Below are 18,886 nucleotides of genomic sequence, written 5' to 3'. Positions count from 1 at the left end.
ATCTTTTGACGCCTTCGCCGGTGCCCGGGTCGCTTTCGGCGTGGCGTGGCGCGCCCAGGCACCCTACATCGGGCAGAAAGGAGGACGCGGCGATGTTCCTTTCCGTCTTCGAGATGTTCAAGGTCGGCATCGGCCCGTCGTCGTCGCACACGATGGGGCCGATGGTGGCGGCCGCCCGGTTTCTCGAGCGGTTGCGCACCTCGCCCTTCACGGCGCACGGACTGCGCGCCTCGCTGCATGGATCGCTCGCCTTCACCGGCGTGGGTCACGCCACCGACCGCGCGGTGATCCTTGGCCTCGCGGGCCTTCTGCCCGATACCTACGACGCCGAGGTGGCCGAAGCGAAGCTGGCCACGATCCGCGCCACCGGCAGGGTCGCGCCGCCGGGCCTGCCCGAACTGGCCTTTGCCCCGGACCACGATCTGAGCTTCGATTACGGCCCGGCGCTGCCGGGTCATGCCAACGGCCTGATCCTGACAGCGACCGACGCGCAGGGCGACGCGATCCTGAAGGAGGTCTATTACTCGATAGGCGGCGGCTTCGTGCTGACCGAGGCCGAGCTTGCCGCAGGCAAGGACCGGGACGACGGCCCCGCCGTCCCCTACCCCTTCCGTTCTGCGGCCGAGATGCTCCAGATGTGCGAAGCCACCGGCAAGACGGTGGCCGAACTGAAGCGGGCCAACGAACTCAGCCGCATGTCCGCGCGCGAGCTTGACGCCGGCCTTGCCCGCCTTTGGGAGGTGATGGATGCCTGCATCACGCGTGGTCTCTCGCGGGATGGCATCCTGCCGGGCGGCCTTAGCGTCAAGCGGCGCGCCAAGGCCATTCACGAGAAACTCCTGGCCGAACGCGGCATGAACCTGACCGCGCCGCACACCATCAACGACTGGATGAGCGTCTATGCCATGGCGGTCAACGAAGAGAACGCCGCCGGCGGCCAGGTCGTCACCGCGCCGACAAACGGCGCGGCGGGCGTGGTGCCCGCGGTGATCCGCTACTGGCTTGACCATGTGCCCGGCGCCTCGCGCACCCGCGTCGGGGATTTCCTGCTGACCGCTGCGGCCATCGGCGGGCTGATCAAGCACAACGCCTCGATCTCGGGCGCGGAATGCGGCTGCCAGGCCGAAGTCGGAAGCGCCGCGGCGATGGCCGCGGCGGGCCTTTGCGCGGTCATGGGCGGCACGCCGGCCCAGGTCGAGAACGCCGCCGAGATCGCGCTCGAGCACCACCTCGGCATGACCTGCGATCCGGTCAAGGGCCTCGTGCAGGTTCCCTGCATCGAGCGCAACGGACTTGGCGCGATCAAGGCCGTTTCGGCGGCCTCGCTGTCGCTGCGCGGCGACGGCACACATTTCGTGCCCCTCGACGCCGCGATCGAGACGATGCGCCAGACCGGCGAGGACATGAGCCACAAGTACAAGGAAACCGCGCTCGGCGGGCTTGCGATCAACGTGCCCAATTGCTGACGCTTGATTGTCGGCGCCCCGACGCGCCCATAGGCTGTGCCGCATGACTGGCGATCGTCCCGTTCTTGGCATTCTCCTGATGCTCGGCTTCTGCGTGCTGGCGCCGCTGGCCGATTCCGTCGCCAAGATCCTGGGCGCGGCCTGGCCGGTGCTGACGCTTCTGGCCGCGCGTTTCGGAGTTCAGGCGGTCGTTCTTCTGCCGCTTGCCCTGCGCACGCCCGGCGGCCTGCGCCTCAGCCCCCGAGGCTGGCGGCTCACCGTGGTGCGCACCGTCATTCAGGTTGCCGGAGTCGCGCTGTTCTTCCAGGCGTTGAAGGTCCTTCCGCTCGCCGATGCGGTGGCGATCGCCTATGTCTTCCCGTTCCTCATGCTGTTTCTCGGCAAGGTCTTTCTTGGCGAAGAGGTCGGCAGCCGCCGACTTTTGGCCTGCGCGGTGGGGTTTGCGGGCACGCTTCTTGTCGTGCAGCCGTCGTTCGTCGAGGTCGGCGCGGCGGCCTTCCTGCCCATGGGCGTCGCGGTGATCTTCGCCCTTTTCATGCTGGTGACGCGCCAGCTGTCGCGCGAAGCCGACCCGATCTCGCTTCAGGCGATCACTGGCGGCCTCGCGACCCTGTGCCTGGTCCCTGCGGTTCTGATTCTCGGCCATGGTGGGCCGGTCGAGGTTCCGGTGCGCGATCTGGCGCTTCTTGTGCTTCTCGGCCTGATCGGGACCGGCGGCCACCTCTTGCTGACCTGGTCGCTGCGCTTCGCCCCGGCAGCGACGGTCGCCCCGATGCAATATCTGGAAATCCCGATCGCCACCTTCATCGGCTGGATGATCTTCCGCGATTTCCCGAACGGTCTCGCGCTTGCCGGAATCGCCGTGACGATGGCCGCGGGTCTTTACATCATCGCCCGCGAGAGGCGCCTGTCGCGGCGGCCAGCGCCGCCATCGCCTGCGGCAGCGTCGCCCGCGGCAGAATGACCAGCATTCCAGGCCGCTCGAAGGACAGAGCGACCGGGCCCGTCGCCTCGTTCGAGGTGCCGATCCGTCCCGCGGGATCGAAGGGAACGGCGCCGATCGGCCAGCGCAGCCCCTCTGACCACCCGCGCAGGGGCGAGAGCGGGAAAAGAGACACCCGCGTTCCCGGTTCAAGGTCCAGCGCCAGCCGCGCCGGCGCGGCGAAAGCCACGTCCTCGGTGCCCAGCACCAGGCAAGGCCGCGCGCTGTGCCGCACGAGTGCCGAATAGACGGCCAACTCGTGATCCAGCCGGCGTCCGGTGAAGCCCACCGCCAGGCACAGCGGCGCCCGGATGCGCACGAGGCATTTCTCGAAATCCGTCGTGTCCTGCTCGTCGATTCGGTGCAGCCGGTCTGCGGGAAGATCGCGCGCAAGATCGGGGGGAATCGAATCGAGATCGCCGATTACGGCGTCGGGAAGGCGCCCCATCGCCAGCGCGTGGCTTGCCGCGCCGTCCGCCGCCACAAGAACCGGGGCCAGGCGCAACGCTTCGTCAACATCTTCCGATCTAGGGTCTGAAGGACCGAGAATCGTGACGAAATGTTGCGTTTCAACAATGCTTTCGATCATGGCCGGATTGGGGCCCTCATGGAAACCTGCCACATTCTCGACCAGAAAAAATCCCTGCAATTCCGCAGTTGCGTTCTTATTTGCGATGGATGCCATGGTAAACACACTGTTGCTGGATCGGGGGAGAAAGCGATCGGAAGATGGTAGGCGCGAGCAAAATTCTTACCGTTTCATACGGGACCTTTTCTTGCACCCTGGAAGGGTTCGACGATCCGTTCTCGACCATGCGGTCGATCGCGGAGTATTTCCGGGATCTTGCCGCGGATGACCGGTATTTCGGCGCCGAGCCTCCGACCCCGGACGCCGAAATGTTGCATCGGATCGCCGAAAAGGAAATCCAGCGACGGGTTGAGGCGCGTGTCCAGGACAACGGGATCGTCCTGAAGCAGCTTTCCGATGGCGACGCCGCTCCGGCCGCGACACGGGGTGGTGCAACCACCGGCCAGGCGGCCGCAGCGGCCACCACGGCTTTTGCCCCGGTCGCCAAGCCGACCTATGCCGAGCCGGAGTTCGAGGCCGATCTCGAACCGTCGACGAGCGCCGCCGACTTCCCGGAATCCCAGGACGTCGCCGATGTGACATCCGCGCCCGACGCCCCGCAGGCCGAAACCGTCGCCGAGAAGCTGAGCCGCATTCGCGCCGTGGTCAGCGCGGCACGCGCCGAGCCCGCTTCAGCGGCCGATGACGCAGACGATGCGCAGCCTGGCGACGAAACGCTGGTCGACGCCGCGCTGGTCGCCGAGGCGGCCGAGGGCGATGATTCCGGCTTCGAAGGCGATGCCACCGAGATGGAGATCGCCGAAGCCCTTGCCGTGTTCGATGAGGACGAGGACGAGGACGGCGTCGCCGTGGTCGAGACCACTGACACAGTCGAGGCCGAAGACGAGGTCGCCGACGGCGAAGCCGCCGAAGACCTGTCTGAAATGCCTGCCGAAGAGACGGCCATCGAAGAGTCCGTGACTGTGGCACTGGCCGCCGACGAGTTTTCCGCCGACGAGGCCGAACTGGACGCCGGCGACGACCACGAGACGGTCGCCGAAGAGCGCTGGGACGAGCCCATGGTCGCGGCGATCGACGAGACGGACGAGAGCGACGAGATCGGGGACCTCGCCCCCGAAGACCTGTCCGCGGACGACGCGGACGCCTCTGACGCCGAACCCTATGGCCATGTCGTCAAGTTGAACCGCGAGGAGTTCCAGACCGATCAGGATGGCTGGAGCGACGCCGAAACCACCGAGGCCGCGCAGGCGCTGACCGACGAAAGCGCCGCGGCCGAAGCCGAGGATGCGGCTGCAACCGAAACGGATTGGGCCGCCTTCGACGACGACGAGGATGATGACGACGACGACACCGTCGCCGAAGACCGCCTTGCCGAGCCCGCGCAAGACGCCGCCTGGGCGGCCGGGTCGGAAATCGGCGAGGACGACAGCGACGATGCGTCCGACGATGCCGACCTCGATCCGATCGCTGCGGGCATCCGCGCCGCGATCAGCCAGCACGCGGACGAGACCGCGAAGTCGGAACGCGAGAGTGCGGATGAAGCGGATCGCGCCGCCTTCGCCGGCTTCGACGACGAGGAAATGGACGACGACTTCGAGGACGAAGACCTTGAGGCCGAAGACACGCGCCGTGACTGGGGCTGGGACGACGCCGACGAAACCGGCGACGAGACCGACGAGGACGTGTCGGCCGGCGCCATGGCCGCGCGCGAACGGCTTGGGCCGCTGTCCGAGCCTGAGGGCGACGCGGCCGATGTCGACCGTCTTCTCGAGAAGACGAACAGCCAGATGGCCGAGACCGAGAACAGCCGCCGCCGGTCCGCGATCGCGCACCTGAAGGCCGCCGTGGCCGCCACCAAGGCCGATCGTCTTCTCAAGCGAGTTACGTCGCGCGAAAAGACTGATGCCGAAGTGCAGACGCAGTACCGCGACGACCTTGCCCATGTGGTGCGTCCCCGCCGCCCGGCCGCCGAGGCCGCAGACGTCTCGCGCGAGCGCCCGAAGCCGCTGGGCGAGGGCAAGACCCCGCTCATGCTTGTGTCGGAACTGCGTGTCGACGACGCGGCCTCGCGCGTTCTCAGCCCCATCCGCCCGCGCCGCATCATGCATGACGAAGACGGCGAAGGCGCGCCCGAGGTGGAAAGCTCGAGCTACGAGGATGCCGCGCGCTTTGCCGAGTTCGCGGAAAAGATGGGCGCCAAGGACCTGACGGATCTTCTCGAGGCCGCGGCCGCCTATGCCGCCTATGTCGAGAACCGCCCGCATTTTTCGCGCCCGCAGCTGATGAAGCGCGTTGCCCGCTATGAGGCGAGCGGCGAATTCACCCGCGAGGCTGGTCTGCGGTCGTTTGGCCAGCTTCTGCGGCAGGGGAAGATCCGCAAGCTCAAGCGCGGTCAGTTCACCGTCGCCGAAAGCACCCGTTTCAACCCCGAGGCGCGTATCGCCGGCGAGTGACGCCGGACCACGGCACGAACGCAAGGGGCCGGCCGGAACATCCCGGCCGGCCCTTCACATTTTCTGCCGATCGCCCGGCGTCTGGCCCTTAGGGTCGTGGTGCACGCCAGGCATCCCCCTTGCCCCGTCGGTGGAACAGGTCGGGCGCGAACGGGCGGCCACCGCGGAGCGGCTGTGCAAGGTGCCACGGCGACGGGGCGGCCTTCTTCCCGAAGATCGCCCCGTTTCGGCTTTAACGTGAATCCCTGGGGGGAGCGTCGGGATCGGCCTGCCCGATGCCCTTGAAGATGGCCTTGAGGGGCAAGGCCCAGACGATGCCCAGGGCCACGTAGACCAGAAGCTCGATCAGGAACGGCGGACGGCCGAGCCAGTTCAGGACGGTGATCGCGGTCACGATGTACGCCGGCAGAAGCACCAGCAGGATCACCAGCGACAACCGCCGCCGCGTCTTGTAGGACAGGGCCATGGGCACCTCAGTCGGCGAAGGGATCGGTCACGAGGATCGTGTCGTCCCGCTCGGGCGAGGTGGAAAGTAGGGCCACGGGGCAATCGATCAACTCTTCGACGCGGCGCACGTACTTGATGGCGTTCGCCGGCAGGTCGGCCCAGCTGCGCGCACCCTCGGTGCTTCCGGACCAGCCCGGCATGGTTTCGTAGATCGGTGTCACCCGCGCCTGATGGTCGGCCGCCGTCGGCAGATGGTCGATGCGCGTGCCGTCCAGGTCGTAGCCCACGCAGATCTTCAGCTCGTCGAAGCCGTCAAGCACATCCAGCTTCGTCAGGGCTATCCCGTTCACCCCGCTTGTGGCGCAGGTCTGACGCACAAGGACCGCATCGAACCAGCCGCAGCGTCGCTTGCGCCCGGTGGTGGTGCCGAATTCGTGCCCCCGCGCGCCAAGCCGTTCGCCGTCCGGATCCAGCAGTTCGGTCGGGAAGGGGCCTTCGCCCACTCGCGTGGTGTAGGCCTTGACGATGCCAAGCACGAAGTCGATCGACCCTGGGCCCAGCCCGACGCCCGTCGCCGCCTGCCCGGCAATCACGTTCGAGGAGGTCACGAACGGATAGGTGCCGAAATCGATGTCGAGAAGCGCCCCCTGCGCCCCTTCGAACAGGATGCGGTTGCCGGCCTTGCGCCGTTCGTTCAGCACCTTCCAGACGGGGGCCGCGAAGCGCAGGATCTCGGGCGCGATGGCCTCGAGCTGGGCAACCAGCCCCGCGCGATCCACCGGATCGAGGCCCAGACCGCGCCGAAGCGCGTCGTGGTGCACAAGCGCCCGGTCGACCCGCAGCTCAAGCGTGGCGCGGTCGGCAAGGTCGGCGACACGGATCGCGCGCCGCCCCACCTTGTCCTCGTAGGCCGGACCGATGCCGCGCCCGGTCGTGCCGATCTTCGCGACGGCCGTCTGGCCCTCGCGGGCGCGGTCGAGCTCGCCATGGAAGGGCAGGATAAGGGGCGTGTTCTCGGCGATCATCAGCGTCTGGGGCGTGATCTCGACCCCCTGCGCGCGGATCGCGGCGATCTCGGTCATCAGATGCCAGGGGTCAAGGACCACGCCGTTGCCGATGACGCTCAGCTTGCCGGGGCGGACCACGCCCGAGGGCAGCGCGTGCAGCTTGTAGACGGTGCCGTCGATGACCAGCGTGTGACCCGCGTTGTGGCCACCCTGGAAGCGCGCGATGACGTCGGCGCGTTCGCTCAGCCAATCGACGATCTTTCCCTTGCCCTCGTCACCCCACTGGGCGCCGACAACGACGACGTTGGCCATGTTCCGCTCCGCGAATTGAAACCCGCGCCGGTATATCGGCATGGCAGGGGCGATGAAACCGCAAATGCGCAATGACCTTGTGACGGGGCACCCGGCGGGCTAGGAGTTCGGCAAAACCGAACGACCGAGGGACGGGACATGACCGCAGCCACCGAGTTTCACGACCGGATGCTTTCGCTGGGGCTTGCGCGGGTCAGCGAGGCGGCGGCGCTTGCCTCGGCCAAGCTCATCGGGCGGGGCGACGAGAAGGCCGCCGACCAGGCCGCCGTCGACGCGATGCGCCGTCAGCTCAACCAGCTCGACATCAAGGGCGTCGTCGTCATCGGCGAGGGCGAACGGGACGAGGCGCCGATGCTCTACATCGGCGAAGAGGTCGGAACCGGCGACGGCCCCGCCGTCGACATCGCGCTTGATCCGCTGGAAGGCACGACGCTCACGGCCAAGGACATGCCGAACGCGCTTGCGGTCATCGCGATGGGGCCGCGCGGGTCCATGCTGCACGCCCCCGATGTCTATATGGACAAGCTTGCGATCGGCCCCGGATACCGCAAGGGGGTCGTCACGCTGGACATGTCGCCGGCCGAACGGGTTTCGGCCTTGGCCGCGGCGAAGGGGTGTTCGACCGGGGACATCACCGTCTGCGTTCTGGAACGCCCCCGCCACGACGAGATGATCGCCGAGCTTCGCACCACGGGCTGCGCGATCCGACTGATCACCGACGGCGACGTGGCCGGCGTGATCCACTGCGCCGAACCCGAAAAGACCGGGATCGACATGTACATGGGTTCGGGCGGCGCGCCGGAAGGGGTTCTGGCGGCGGCGGCGCTCAAGTGCATGGGCGGTCAGATCTTCGGCAAGCTTCTGTTCCGCAACGACGACGAGCGTGCGCGCGCGAAAAAGGCCGGCATCACCAACCTGTCGCGGGTCTATACCCGCGACGACATGGTGACGGGCGACGTGATCTTCGCCGCGACCGGCGTGACCGACGGCTCGATCCTGCCTGGTATCAAGCGCGAGATCGGCTATCTGACCGCCGAGACGATCCTGATGCGGTCGAAGACCGGGTCCGTGCGCCGGATGACCTATCGCAATCCCACGGGCTGACCGACGGGGTTTCCGAATCCGCCAAGCCCGATCTAGAGTTGCGCTGACGGAACGACCACCACATCTGGGGGTTCTCTTGCCTGACGACGGTCCCCTGCGCGCCTTTCTTGGCGTCGAACGCTCGCTGACCGGGCGGCGCTGGCACGGGCCCGGACCCGAGGCGGAACGGCGCGCCGAGATGATCGGCCAGGACACCGGCCTGCCGCCAGCGCTGTGCCAGACGCTGGCGCGGCTTGGGGTCGAGCCCGCGGGCGCGCTGCGCTACCTCGAGCCGCAACTGCGCGACCTTCTGCCCGACCCACGATCGCTGCGCGACATGGAACCGGCCGCCGGCCGGCTGGTGGCGGCGGTGCGGCGTGACGAACGGATTGCCATCTTCGCGGATTATGACGTGGATGGCGGCGCGTCGGCCGCACTTCTGGTGGACTGGCTGCGCGCCTTCGGCCGCACGGCGACCGTCTATGTTCCCGACCGGATCGACGAGGGCTATGGCCCGAACCCGCCGGCGATGGCGGCGCTGGCGCAGGGTCACGACCTGATCGTCTGCGTCGATTGCGGGACCCTCTCGCACGAGGCGATCGCCGCGGCGAAGGGCGCGGACGTGGTGATCCTCGACCACCACCTGGGGGGCGAGACCCTGCCGCCCGCGCTTGCCGTGGTGAACCCGAACCGGCAGGACGAATCCGGCGATCTGGCGCATCTCTGCGCGGCCGCGGTCGTCTTCCTGACGCTCGTCGAGGCGGGACGCCAGTTGCGCCAGTCCGGCGAACCCGCCCCCGACCTGCTGGGACTTCTCGATCTGGTGGCGCTGGCGACGGTCGCCGATGTCGCCCCGCTTCTGGGCGTCAACCGCGCCTTCGTTCGGCAGGGTCTGAAGGTCATGGCGCGGCGCGAACGGCCCGGGCTTGTGGCCCTGTCAGACATCGCCCGGCTGGATACCGCGCCCAACGCCTATCACCTGGGCTTCGTTCTGGGCCCGCGGATCAACGCCGGAGGGCGGATCGGCGCGGCCGATCTGGGCGCACGTTGTCTGGCAACCACCGACCCCGACGAGGCGCGCGCGCTGGCCGCACGTCTTGACAAGCTCAACACCGAGCGGCGCGAGGTCGAGGCGGCGGTCCGCGAAGAAGCCCTTGCCCAGGCCGAGGCGCGGGGCACCGACGGCCCGCTTGTCTGGGCGGCGGGCGAGGGCTGGCACCCGGGCGTCGTCGGCATTGTCGCGGCCCGGTTGAAAGAAGCGCTGAACCGCCCGGCCGTGGTGATCGGCCTAGACGGCAACTTGGGCAAGGGGTCCGGCCGGTCGGTCGCCGGCGTCGATCTGGGCGCCGCGGTTCAGCGCGTGGCGCGCGAAGGGCTGCTTGAAAAGGGCGGCGGACACCGAATGGCGGCAGGTCTGACGGTGTCGCGCGACCGGATCGAAGCCGCCATGGCGCGCCTTGGCGAGCTTCTGGCGCGTCAGGGTGCCGATGCGGCGGGGCCTGCCGATCTGCGCATCGACGCCCTTCTGATGCCCGACGCGGCGACGCCCGAACTTCTGGCCGACCTCGACCGCGCCGGCCCTTTCGGCATGGGTGCCTCGGCGCCGCGATTCGCCTTCTCGGCGCTCACCGTGCTTGATGCGCGCCAGGTGGGGGACACGCACCTGAAGCTGTCGGTCGGCGGCGGTGGAGGCGCCCGCATTGACGCCATCGCCTTTGGCGCCTTCGAGGGCCCCCTTGGCCCGGCCCTTGCCGCCGCGCGCGGGGCGCGGATGCACCTTGCCGGCAGGCTTGAGCTTAACACCTGGGGCGGGCGCCAGCGCGTGCAGCTGCGCCTCGAAGACGCTGCGCCGGCGGACTGACCGATCCGCGAAAGGCGCCGCGAATTTCTGCTTGCCCTTGTCGCGGCCATTGCCTAGATAGCAGCCCACGCAAGCCAGTGGCCCGTTCGTCTATCGGTTAGGACGTCAGGTTTTCAACCTGAAAAGAGGGGTTCGACTCCCCTACGGGCTGCCACTCCATATCCTGACGATGCTGATCTGAACTGGCACGCTGGAGAAAGCCAAAGGCTTGATCCACGATCCTCGCCACATCACACCTCCGGTGCGAAACTCTGCCCTTGTTCCCGGACCCGCATTTCCGCGTGTCAGACACTCGGGAACGGAGAGGTCGCGATGCACACGCATTCGGCCAACGTCCGGCTGTTCGATGGACGGCGCGGGATACGGGAGCGGATCGGCGGCACGACCAGCAGCACCAACGACGATCTCCGGGACGCCTGAAGCCTGAAGACAAGACGCTCACCTTGCTGGCGGAGACGGCAACGGTGATCAAGCATTGGGATGAGATGGTCGCTGACAGAAACGTGATGGGCGTCTTTGGTCGTCACACCGACCATCACTACCTTTTCCGCCAAAGGGGCTAGATGTTTCCACGGCACGCGCGCCGCTTCGGCGTGAACCGACGTTTCCGTGTTCCTGGCCGAAGTGATCGAGGGCACCATCACAATGAAAACCCTGTTCGCCTTTGTCGCCTTAGCAGGTATGGCTCAGACCGCAGCGCTCGCTTGGATGAACGCTCCGACGCCAGATTCAGGTTCGGTGCACGCCGGCAATGCTCGATCGGCACAACACTTGGCGACGGAACATCTATTGTCCATCGCGTTTCCAGAGCCCATTGCGACCAATCGCACGAGTATCGTGCTGGATCTGGATCAAGCGCTTATACTTATCGATCCGGTGGGAAATCAGGAGCAGTACAAACGCTTTGGCCGCCCTGACATCGTCATCCTGACACGGGCGCATCCCGACCACCTTAGCATCGACACCATGATCGGGTTGCTGCGCCGCGACACCGTTGTGCTGGCGACGCAATCGGTCATCGACCAGCTGCCTTTGATGATTTCGAACAATGTGATTACGCCGTTCGAGGCCGGTACCGAGCAAGTTGTGAATGGCATAACGTTCAGGGCTCTTTCAAATTCCTCGGACATCCCCCGCGGCACCCACGTGTATGGACGCGACCGTGGCGACATCGGTGTTGTGATCGAGATTGATGGGGTGAGCGGCTATTTTTGAGAAAGCCGTTCGATAATCACTTCTGCGGCCGCGTTCCACAGTCCGTCTGTGGGTTCGCCAAGGTCCGCTTCGCCCGACCCAGCAGTCATCCAAGCGAAATGGTCGGGGGTCGCCCGTGAGCCCTTCTCGAACCTTCGGTTTGAGCGCAGCCTTGGGTACTGAGGGCGGGACCTGGACCTTCGTCGCGCTTCAAGTCGATGTCCCTTTGGGGCCGATGCTGGAAAGGGCGAGCGGCAGAGTGCCGCTGGCAAAGCCGATGCCACCCGCCAGATGGCTCTTATCACTTCGTGACCCTTCGATCTCGCCAAGACGCGAGGTCTGTTGAACCATGGCTCGAGGGGCCTACGGCGACGCAGGCATGTGAACCAGCCCTTGCCGGGGATGTGCCTGCGCTGGACCGCTTCCCTCGATTCGCCCTCCAATCGTGGGCTGCCTTCGCGCTCGCAAAGCGAGCCGCTGGAAACCGACCCGAGGTGTGATAGCGTCATCCTTGGGCGAGATGATGGGAGAGCTCCATGAAATCCGTGATGTTCGGAGCGGGGCAGACGATCTTTTCCCAAGGTGACCCTAGCACGTATTCGTACCACATCCTTGCGGGGTCTGTGGATATCGTCGTGGTAGGTCGCGATGGGAAAGAGAAGCGGGTTGCTACGATCGGTACCGGAGAAGTGTTCGGCGAGATGGGAATCATCGACCCCGCCCCGCGGTCAGCCACCGCAGTCGCGCGAGAACCAACCGCTTGCGAGGCGTACACCACAGACGAAGTCGTCGAGATGATGTCGAGCGATCCGGCGCAGGCGATGGCCCTGCTTCGTTCGTTGATCCTTCGCCTTCGCGCATCCAACAGGAAGCTTGCATCCAAGGGGGTGCTCGAACCGCCGAAGCGTCCCGAGTGATCTTGATGGTGTTGGGCGACAAGAAGCACCGGCCGGCTACCGGCGTGACGACCGCCAGAACCGACCATCGAAAGCGGTCAAGGAACCTGCGAGGGTCGAAACGGAGCCAGGGGGCTTGAACACGCGCAGGATCACGTCGGGCGCTAGTCCAGGCTGGACGGACCCTCTGACCGCGTGTTCAAGGCAGTGCGGCCCTGGCCGAGGCGCCATTTCACCCAACGGACCGGACCGAGCAGGCGGATCAGGCCCCCAATCACCAGTTTCTGATGCCGCGGTGCGTCGCTGCGCATGACCTCGCGGTACGTTGCCTCCTGCAGGGCCCGCCCGGGATAGCGGCCGCCGTCCCAGTTGAGGCTCAGGCTGCTTGGCTTCCAGACCTTGTGATAAAGGACTTCGGGAACCCGGACGAATTGACCGAGAAGCGCCATGTGCAGCAGCCAGGCCGTATCGGCCGAGTATTCCCCAAGCCGGTTCAACTGAAGGCCGCCGATCCGGTCGAAGGCCTCGGCGCGGAAAATGCCCCGATGCGGCACCCACCAGCCCCGGGCCCGCGTGATGTAGACCAGTGCCCGGCGGATCGCGCTTGTCTCGCCGTCAAGCCTGATCAGGCTGACCTCGTGGGGCGTGCCATGGACCGGCACCGCCAGCACATCGCTGTAGGCCAAAACCGCTTGGGGGTTTGCCATCAGCGCGGCGACTAGCCGCTCGACGTAGGTCGGCATGATGAGATCGTCATGCGGCATGAAGAACATCAGCTCGCCGCTGCGTCGGCGCATCAGGTCATTGGTGTTCGCGACCCACCCCACGTTTTCTTCGCGCAGGATCAGACGGACGTTGGGGCGCGCTTCGGCGAAAGAGCGCAGAAGCGCAGGCGTGTCGTCGGTCGAGGCATCGTCACCAATCAGGATCTCGAGGTTGGAGTATGTCTGCGCGTCCAGCGCCGCCAACGTCTGCTCGACGAACCCGGCGGCATTGTAGGTCGGCACAACTGCCGTGACGCGGGGGGCAGCCTTCACTCTGCCACCTGCGAAAGCCGACCTTCGCCGGTCACCATGTCGGCCACGCGCCTTGCCACCCAAGGCGCAGTGGCGAACTTCCCGGTGTCGACCGAAAGGAAATTGCCGCGCCGGCGGACGCCGAACTTGTCGCGCTTGTGAAGAGACGCCGCCGGATCGTCCAGACGCCCCGTCCCTTGGGCCAGAACGAAGCCCCCCTCGAGTCGCAGCGTTTCGACGTTCGCGAAAACCTCGGCCACGGGCGGCATCAGTCGTTCGAGAGCGCCACGCGTGCGGTCGATGAACTCGACCGCCTCGGTCTTGGTCATCGGTGCGGGCCGGATCGCCGAAAGACCCTCGGTATAGGTTCGGAGCCCGGTCTGATACCAGGACATGTAGAAGATGCGGTCGTTGTGGTTCTTGAAGATGCCGAAGGGGCCGACGGCGACGAACATGCTGCCGACAGGAACGTTTCTTTTCGTCGTCGCGAAAAGGGAAATGCGATAGCGATGTGACCATTCGAAATTCAGGGGAAGTCCGGCGGTCTTGTCGATTTCAAGCAGGCCGTTCCACGCGGTGTTGACGACAAGGTCGAAGGTTTCGGTGTCCTCCGGTGTCGCCACGCGCCACGGCCCGTCCTCGGTGCGGACGGGTGTCGCCGAGAGAACCCTGGCACCGGTCCGCAAGGTCAGCCCGGGCGTGTTCGTCACCACATCCAGCAGCCGGTCGCAAAGCCACTGCGTTTCAATCGACCGTTCCATGACATGAAAGCCCGCAGTGATGTCCGGGCTGTCGGTGAGGTTGCGAAGCTCGGACTCGGACATGCGGTGGACACGCGCATTCGACGCATCGTCCAGGTAGGCAGCGGCGTCGGGATGGCTTCGCACCAGGTCGTTGATGGCGTGCAGGTTGGCTTCAAGCGGATCGGCTGCGATAACGCTTTTCCTGTGAACCAGGTAGCGGTCGTCGCCCTGGGTGACCGAGGGTGCAATCCGCTCTTCCAGAAGTTCTTCGACAAGCGGCTTGAACGACAGACCGCCGGGCAGAAGATGCTTGGCGGTGTTCAGCGTCGTATCGGCGCCATAGACATAGCCGAGGTGAATTCTTCCCTCGTTCCAGCGGCTTGCGCCGGACAGCGCGGTGTCCATTTCTTCATAGAGCGTGACGTGATAGCCGCGACGCGCCAGAAAGATGGCGGTGCTCACACCCGCCATTCCGGCCCCAAGAACCGCAACCCGCCCGACAGGTCTCACGAGTGACATACTGGCCCGCGCCTTGCCTTGCGATCCGCACGAGACGTCCACGCATGAGAGGTTGGACGCCTCCCTGTTCTTGATCCGGGCTTCATGCGGATTCTCCGGCTGCGTTGCGCCGGGCCGCATGGACGCCCGGCGTCACCTTTCCGAACGCCGCGTGCGGCCCTTCCTTTCGGACGACGATCCTCGCATCGGCGGGCTTTGGCGGGGGACAGCCGTTGGCAGGGATGGGAAACGGTTGAGCCATCGCCGGGCATCTCTCGACCCCGCCCGCGAAGGCCAGTCGCGTCTTCGCCAGGCGCACGGGCGGTTCGCTGCCTGACCAGACAATCCCGCGTTTCCCGTCCTTGAGAGCTGGCCCCTGCCCGGACGTCGGATCCTTGGCGAAACCATTGCGGCCTTTGTCCCTTCGCGTGCCGCGCAGCATGAGGCGTTGCGCCCTGCGCTTCGCGCCGATCCTTTCAGGTGGACGAAGCGTGTTGCCGACCAGGTCCTGCCCCAGTGCCTCCGCAGTCCTTAGGCGGACGGCGGAACGCCGACTGACCTTGCGCTGACCCTTGGTCTCTTGCGGCATGAGATGCCGTCCGCAAACGATCCGACCCAAACCCAAATCCACACACTCTTACGGAAAGCGAAAGACACCCAAGGGTGAGCATGGCATCGAACCCGACTGAAAACAAGGAATCGAGGAATGGCCCCAAAGCCTGCGGACGATGTGACGGACATCGTCCGAGTTGCCATTCCTGATGCGGCGCCGGTCTCTTTGGCCGGCGATCGGTCCGTCAACGCCAGCGTGGCGCTTCACCCAGCACCTGCGACAGCCCCCCTGCGGCGATCAGATCCGGCGAGACGGAGGTGGCCCGCGACCGGCCTTCGCGTTTCGAGATGTAAAGCGCGGCATCCGCGTCGCGCAGAAGGATGTCGGCTTCCGGGGGGGAATAGAACCTTGAAAGCGTCGTGCCGATGCTGGCCGAGATGCGACAGGCGGTGCTGCCGAAGGCAATGGGCTGGGACAGGCGAGCGACAACCCTGAGGGCGATGCCCTCCAGCCTGACGGGATCGGTTTCGCCGCGCAGGAGCACGACGAATTCGTCGCCGCCGACGCGCGCCACGGTGTCGCCCTCGCGCACCTCGTCACGCAGGATCGATGCGGTCTCCTGCAGGACATGGTCGCCGGCCGCGTGGCCGAACTGGTCGTTGACCTCCTTGAAGAAATCGAGGTCGATCCGCATGAGGCCGAAAGGGCGGCCGGATACGATCAGGTCCTCCAACACGCCTTCAAGCGCTCGTCGGTTGGCCAGACCGGTCAACGTGTCGGTGAAGGCCTGTTCCTCGGCCATGGCCCGGGCGTGACGAAGCCGGTCGTTGAGGCTGCGCAGTTCGTCGAGAACGGCGGACTTGGCCTCGATCAGATAGAGCATCTCGATGGCAAGGTCGGTGGCGGCGAAATCGTCGTTGGTCAGGCCGAAGCGGCGGACGGCCTCGACCACGGCGATCCCGAGCGAAAGGTTCACAAGCACGCCCTCGCCCGTCGGGCAGGGCAGCGAAAGTCCGCGGAACCCCAGGTCTGGCTCTTGCCTCAGGCGAAGCTTCAGCCGTGTTCCGGGGCGGGACAGCAGCGCCTCGACCGAGGTGCCCACCGAAGGACGCAACACCTCGAAGCGCCCGAAGAACCCATCGCCTTCAAGCGGGCCAAGGGCGGCAAGCCGACTCAGCGTCGGCCCGGCATGAAGGATCGTGCCGTCGGCGCCAAGGCGAAGATGCAGGGGCATCAGCAGGTCAAGCGCCGTTGGGTCAAGCGTGATCGCCGGCGCCGGCAGGGGCTGCGCCAGGGTCATGACGCCACCCGCACCGCAAGTTCGAAGCGTCGGCCTTTGGCGAAGCGGGTGTCATGCACCTCGACAAGGATGGTCGCCTGCCCGTCGGTCCCCGCCGTATGCTCGATCAGTGCGAGCGCCCCATAGTCGTCGGCCATGCCGCGCAGAACGCCGGTCAGGACATGCGAGAATCCCTGCATCCCCGGCCCCACCGTCAACAGGAAGCCACGCGCAGACCGCGCCTCGACCGCGAGGCGCGGAAACACGAGGTCGGGCAGCGCAAGGCGGGCGCGGTCGGGCAGATCGTCCAGAGAATGGACGAAATCCACGAAACTGCCGCCCCCGAACCTCAGAAGGCGCCGGCTTGCCTCGTAGGTGGGATGCGACACAAGGTATGTGCCAAGATCCTCGAGAAGATCGTCGGTCGACTGCCGCAACCGTTCGGACGCGGCGGCAAGGATCTTCATCGTCAGTTCTTCGGGATAGGTCAGAAGCGGCTCGAAGTCGTCAAGTCGCAGCCCGGTCGCCCGCGCAATGTCGTGCCAGGCGCCAGCCCCATAGGTATCGCAAAGAAAGCGCTGAAGCGCCCGGTTCACCAATCCGTACATGCCCAAAACCCCTCTCGGACCGGGGCAGACTAGGACGAAGCGCTTAACAAATGCCCAATGAACCTAGGGCAGAAGGAAGACGGTGCTGCCCCCGATTCCCAGGGCGTTCAGCGGCAAGGGTAAGACCGTGAAGTCGCCCTCGACGATCCGGTCGAGTGTCCGCGGCTGGCCGACCTCGGAGAAGTCGCCGACAAGCTCGACGGGCTTGACAAGCGCACCTTCGCCCTCGGATCCCGCGCGGGCGGGCACCAGCGCCGTGAGGTTGGCAAGCTCGGCGTCGATCAGCGTGAAAAGCACGATCTCGTCGCCCTGCTCGGCCGGAAGAAGATCGACCAGAAGCGCAACGCAGCCGGGATGACCGGCGGGCGTCAAGCGACCGCAGGCGGCGTGCCAGCGGCGAAGGTCCGGCACGGGCACGCCGTCCATCACGCCGGGCGGAAGGGCCGCGCCTTCGGGGCGGATGATCAGGTCGGCAAGAAGGCTTTCGATCAGGGCTGCCCGCGCCGCCGGGGGCAAGGTGGCCTCGAAGCTGTAGCGGTCCGTCGCCTCGGCCAGCTGGGCAAGCCGGTCGTCGATCTCGTCGGCGCGCGGATGGGCCGGATCGGTCAGCGCCGCCAGAACCACCGTGCCCGCCCTGCCCCATTCCTGGCGCAGGCTCCAAAGATCAAGGCCGTCGGGACCGACATCGCCGCGCTCGAACCGGGCCAGCTGGCTTTGCGCCGAGATCCGCTGCGCGTCGATCACCGGCGTCAGCCACACGAGCCCGGTTGCCCCCAGCATCAACGCAAGCGGGACGTTCACCTGCCGCAAGCGCGCCATCCAGGCCGGCCCGCTCAGCGTGGCCGCGGCATACCCCAGACCATAGGCCGTGCAGGCAAGGGCAGCCGTCATTCCCGCGACACGGTCGGGCGACCAGCCGTACTGACCGACGCGAATCGCGATCGCCCAGACCGCCAACCCGCCAAGAAGGGGCAGGAACAGCGCCATCAGCCGCGCCGACACGCGAAGTGCGGGCGACGACGTCGCGTCCTCGTCCGTCCGGTCGGCGGCGACCGAGACCAGCGTGATGCCCGTGACCGCGACCGACATCAGGACGCCGGCCGACGACAGGCTTCCGAACAGCCCCGACAGGCCGCGAAACGGCAGCGCGACCAGGAAGAGGCCGGTCACTGCGACCAGCGGCGGAAGGACAAGCCGCAAGAGCCGAAGCGGCAGATAGGGCGAGACGGTATCCGCGAATTCCTCGACGATCGCGATGGCGGTGGCGAACACCGCGCCCGAGATCGCGTAAGGCACCCAGTCGATCGCGATCACGTCGCCGATCACCTTGATGCCGACGACGCCCAGCAGGCTGTCGCCAAGAAAGATCATCGCCCAGGCGACCAATACGAACAGGCCCGCCACGATATACCGCAGGACGATCCGCCAGGCCGCATCGAAAAGCGCCACATAGTCGGACCACCCGCCCCCGGGCCGTGCCCCCGCGATCCAGAACGGCAGGAAGACGGCCAGCGCCACGGACGCAGCCGTGATCGGATGCCCGGTTTCAAGGAACGGTCCCACGCCATCGAAACGCAGGCTGGCCCAGGTCAGAAACGCGGCAAGGACCGTTCCCGCCAACGCCCCACCTGCTGCGGCATGCATCAGCGAGATTGGCCCCGCCATGGCGAGCGTCGCCGAAAAGAAGACGACCCCGAAGGCCGACAGCGCAAGCCGCAGCCGGCCGTCGACCAGGAGGTCCGGAAGCACCTCGGCGATGGCATAGGCCGCCAGCCCGGCCACAAGCCCGAACGCGGCCATCACGATCCGCCGGGTCCGGATCAGGTCGGATGTGGCATCCATGCGCGGTCTCCTAGCGCGGCCGATCAACCTTGTGGGAGCCTACCGCGCGACGCGACT

16 protein-coding genes and 1 tRNA gene are annotated in these 18,886 nt (G+C 66.5%); 8 read left to right on the top strand and 9 right to left on the bottom strand.

Going from position 1 to position 18,886, the window contains the following annotated elements; genetic code table 11:
• The first annotated feature begins 92 nt into the window (after positions 1 to 92).
• Both ACRDNQ_RS10900 and ACRDNQ_RS10895 read left to right on the top strand, forming a co-directional pair.
• Entirely contained in the window at positions 93 to 1,466 is a 1,374-nt protein-coding gene (locus ACRDNQ_RS10900) for an L-serine ammonia-lyase (protein WP_431828671.1), read from the top strand.
• A gap of 43 nt (positions 1,467 to 1,509) precedes the next feature.
• Positions 1,510 to 2,430 carry a DMT family transporter gene (locus ACRDNQ_RS10895; protein ID WP_431828670.1) on the top strand — a complete coding sequence of 307 codons (921 nt, stop codon included), beginning with the start codon at positions 1,510 to 1,512 and terminating at the stop codon, positions 2,428 to 2,430.
• Here ACRDNQ_RS10895 and ACRDNQ_RS10890 read toward each other — a convergent pair.
• On the bottom strand, positions 2,354 to 3,037 hold the full coding sequence (locus tag ACRDNQ_RS10890) for a thiamine diphosphokinase (RefSeq protein ID WP_431828669.1): 684 nt from the start codon (positions 3,035 to 3,037) through the stop codon (positions 2,354 to 2,356). The two genes, ACRDNQ_RS10895 and ACRDNQ_RS10890, sit on opposite strands and share 77 nt — an antisense overlap.
• 224 nt (positions 3,038 to 3,261) lie before the next feature.
• Between ACRDNQ_RS10890 and ACRDNQ_RS10885 the strand changes: the two genes are divergently transcribed.
• Complete coding sequence (locus tag ACRDNQ_RS10885) at positions 3,262 to 5,490, top strand: hypothetical protein (RefSeq protein WP_431828668.1); 2,229 nt, start codon at positions 3,262 to 3,264, stop codon at positions 5,488 to 5,490.
• A 232-nt stretch (positions 5,491 to 5,722) separates the two neighbouring features.
• Here ACRDNQ_RS10885 and ACRDNQ_RS10880 read toward each other — a convergent pair whose 3' ends face one another.
• Both ACRDNQ_RS10880 and ACRDNQ_RS10875 read right to left on the bottom strand, forming a co-directional pair.
• Positions 5,723 to 5,956, bottom strand: a complete 234-nt coding sequence (locus tag ACRDNQ_RS10880; protein ID WP_431828667.1) for a DUF2842 domain-containing protein — start codon at positions 5,954 to 5,956, stop codon at positions 5,723 to 5,725.
• A 7-nt stretch (positions 5,957 to 5,963) separates the two neighbouring features.
• Entirely contained in the window at positions 5,964 to 7,256 is a 1,293-nt protein-coding gene (locus tag ACRDNQ_RS10875; protein ID WP_431828666.1) for an adenylosuccinate synthase, read from the bottom strand.
• Between the two features lie 138 nt (positions 7,257 to 7,394).
• Between ACRDNQ_RS10875 and glpX the strand changes: the two genes are divergently transcribed.
• From glpX to ACRDNQ_RS10850, 5 genes are all read left to right on the top strand, one after another.
• Positions 7,395 to 8,360: a class II fructose-bisphosphatase gene (glpX, locus tag ACRDNQ_RS10870; RefSeq protein WP_431828665.1), complete on the top strand. Its 966-nt coding sequence runs from the start codon at positions 7,395 to 7,397 to the stop codon at positions 8,358 to 8,360.
• A 76-nt stretch (positions 8,361 to 8,436) separates the two neighbouring features.
• Positions 8,437 to 10,200: a single-stranded-DNA-specific exonuclease RecJ gene (gene recJ / locus ACRDNQ_RS10865; RefSeq protein ID WP_431828664.1), complete on the top strand. Its 1,764-nt coding sequence runs from the start codon at positions 8,437 to 8,439 to the stop codon at positions 10,198 to 10,200.
• A 79-nt stretch (positions 10,201 to 10,279) separates the two neighbouring features.
• Positions 10,280 to 10,354 (top strand) — tRNA-Glu (locus ACRDNQ_RS10860).
• Positions 10,355 to 10,809: 455 nt separating this feature from the next.
• On the top strand, positions 10,810 to 11,415 hold the full coding sequence (locus ACRDNQ_RS10855) for an MBL fold metallo-hydrolase (protein ID WP_431828663.1): 606 nt from the start codon (positions 10,810 to 10,812) through the stop codon (positions 11,413 to 11,415).
• Between the two features lie 515 nt (positions 11,416 to 11,930).
• Positions 11,931 to 12,311 (top strand): cyclic nucleotide-binding domain-containing protein, encoded by a 381-nt coding sequence (locus tag ACRDNQ_RS10850; protein ID WP_431828662.1) that lies wholly within the window; start codon positions 11,931 to 11,933, stop codon positions 12,309 to 12,311.
• 143 nt (positions 12,312 to 12,454) lie between these two features.
• On the opposite strand, the gene ACRDNQ_RS10845 is transcribed toward ACRDNQ_RS10850, so the two are convergent.
• From ACRDNQ_RS10845 to ACRDNQ_RS10820, 6 genes are all read right to left on the bottom strand, one after another.
• Positions 12,455 to 13,327, bottom strand: a complete 873-nt coding sequence (locus ACRDNQ_RS10845) for a glycosyltransferase family 2 protein (RefSeq protein ID WP_431828661.1) — start codon at positions 13,325 to 13,327, stop codon at positions 12,455 to 12,457.
• On the bottom strand, positions 13,324 to 14,568 hold the full coding sequence (locus ACRDNQ_RS10840) for an FAD-dependent oxidoreductase (protein WP_431828660.1): 1,245 nt from the start codon (positions 14,566 to 14,568) through the stop codon (positions 13,324 to 13,326). Before ACRDNQ_RS10840 ends, ACRDNQ_RS10845 begins: the two co-directional genes overlap by 4 nt.
• Before the next feature lie 82 nt (positions 14,569 to 14,650).
• On the bottom strand, positions 14,651 to 15,136 hold the full coding sequence (locus ACRDNQ_RS10835) for a hypothetical protein (RefSeq protein WP_431828659.1): 486 nt from the start codon (positions 15,134 to 15,136) through the stop codon (positions 14,651 to 14,653).
• A gap of 208 nt (positions 15,137 to 15,344) precedes the next feature.
• Positions 15,345 to 16,400, bottom strand: a complete 1,056-nt coding sequence (locus tag ACRDNQ_RS10830; RefSeq protein WP_431828658.1) for a GGDEF domain-containing protein — start codon at positions 16,398 to 16,400, stop codon at positions 15,345 to 15,347.
• Positions 16,397 to 16,987: a heme NO-binding domain-containing protein gene (locus tag ACRDNQ_RS10825; protein ID WP_431828657.1), complete on the bottom strand. Its 591-nt coding sequence runs from the start codon at positions 16,985 to 16,987 to the stop codon at positions 16,397 to 16,399. Before ACRDNQ_RS10825 ends, ACRDNQ_RS10830 begins: the two co-directional genes overlap by 4 nt.
• A 63-nt stretch (positions 16,988 to 17,050) precedes the next feature.
• Entirely contained in the window at positions 17,051 to 18,829 is a 1,779-nt protein-coding gene (locus ACRDNQ_RS10820; protein ID WP_431828656.1) for a hypothetical protein, read from the bottom strand.
• Positions 18,830 to 18,886: the final 57 nt, after the last annotated feature.

It is taken from the genome of Saliniferula longa (genome assembly GCF_050789285.1).
In the GTDB taxonomy this organism is placed as follows: domain Bacteria; phylum Pseudomonadota; class Alphaproteobacteria; order Rhodobacterales; family Rhodobacteraceae; genus CAVPWP01.
Note: the sequence above shows the minus strand (reverse complement) of the source record. Positions and strands in the feature narration are given on the sequence as shown.

Coding starts and splice junctions, on each gene's coding strand:
- ACRDNQ_RS10900 (WP_431828671.1), top strand. CDS start 93: ATGTTCCTTTCCGTCTTCGAGATGTTCAAGGTCGGCATCGGCCCGTCG.
- ACRDNQ_RS10895 (WP_431828670.1), top strand. CDS start 1,510: ATGACTGGCGATCGTCCCGTTCTTGGCATTCTCCTGATGCTCGGCTTC.
- ACRDNQ_RS10890 (WP_431828669.1), bottom strand. CDS start 3,037: ATGATCGAAAGCATTGTTGAAACGCAACATTTCGTCACGATTCTCGGT.
- ACRDNQ_RS10885 (WP_431828668.1), top strand. CDS start 3,262: ATGCGGTCGATCGCGGAGTATTTCCGGGATCTTGCCGCGGATGACCGG.
- ACRDNQ_RS10880 (WP_431828667.1), bottom strand. CDS start 5,956: ATGGCCCTGTCCTACAAGACGCGGCGGCGGTTGTCGCTGGTGATCCTG.
- ACRDNQ_RS10875 (WP_431828666.1), bottom strand. CDS start 7,256: ATGGCCAACGTCGTCGTTGTCGGCGCCCAGTGGGGTGACGAGGGCAAG.
- glpX (WP_431828665.1), top strand. CDS start 7,395: ATGACCGCAGCCACCGAGTTTCACGACCGGATGCTTTCGCTGGGGCTT.
- ACRDNQ_RS10850 (WP_431828662.1), top strand. CDS start 11,931: ATGAAATCCGTGATGTTCGGAGCGGGGCAGACGATCTTTTCCCAAGGT.
- ACRDNQ_RS10840 (WP_431828660.1), bottom strand. CDS start 14,568: ATGTCACTCGTGAGACCTGTCGGGCGGGTTGCGGTTCTTGGGGCCGGA.
- ACRDNQ_RS10835 (WP_431828659.1), bottom strand. CDS start 15,136: ATGCCGCAAGAGACCAAGGGTCAGCGCAAGGTCAGTCGGCGTTCCGCC.
- ACRDNQ_RS10830 (WP_431828658.1), bottom strand. CDS start 16,400: ATGACCCTGGCGCAGCCCCTGCCGGCGCCGGCGATCACGCTTGACCCA.
- ACRDNQ_RS10825 (WP_431828657.1), bottom strand. CDS start 16,987: ATGTACGGATTGGTGAACCGGGCGCTTCAGCGCTTTCTTTGCGATACC.
- ACRDNQ_RS10820 (WP_431828656.1), bottom strand. CDS start 18,829: ATGGATGCCACATCCGACCTGATCCGGACCCGGCGGATCGTGATGGCC.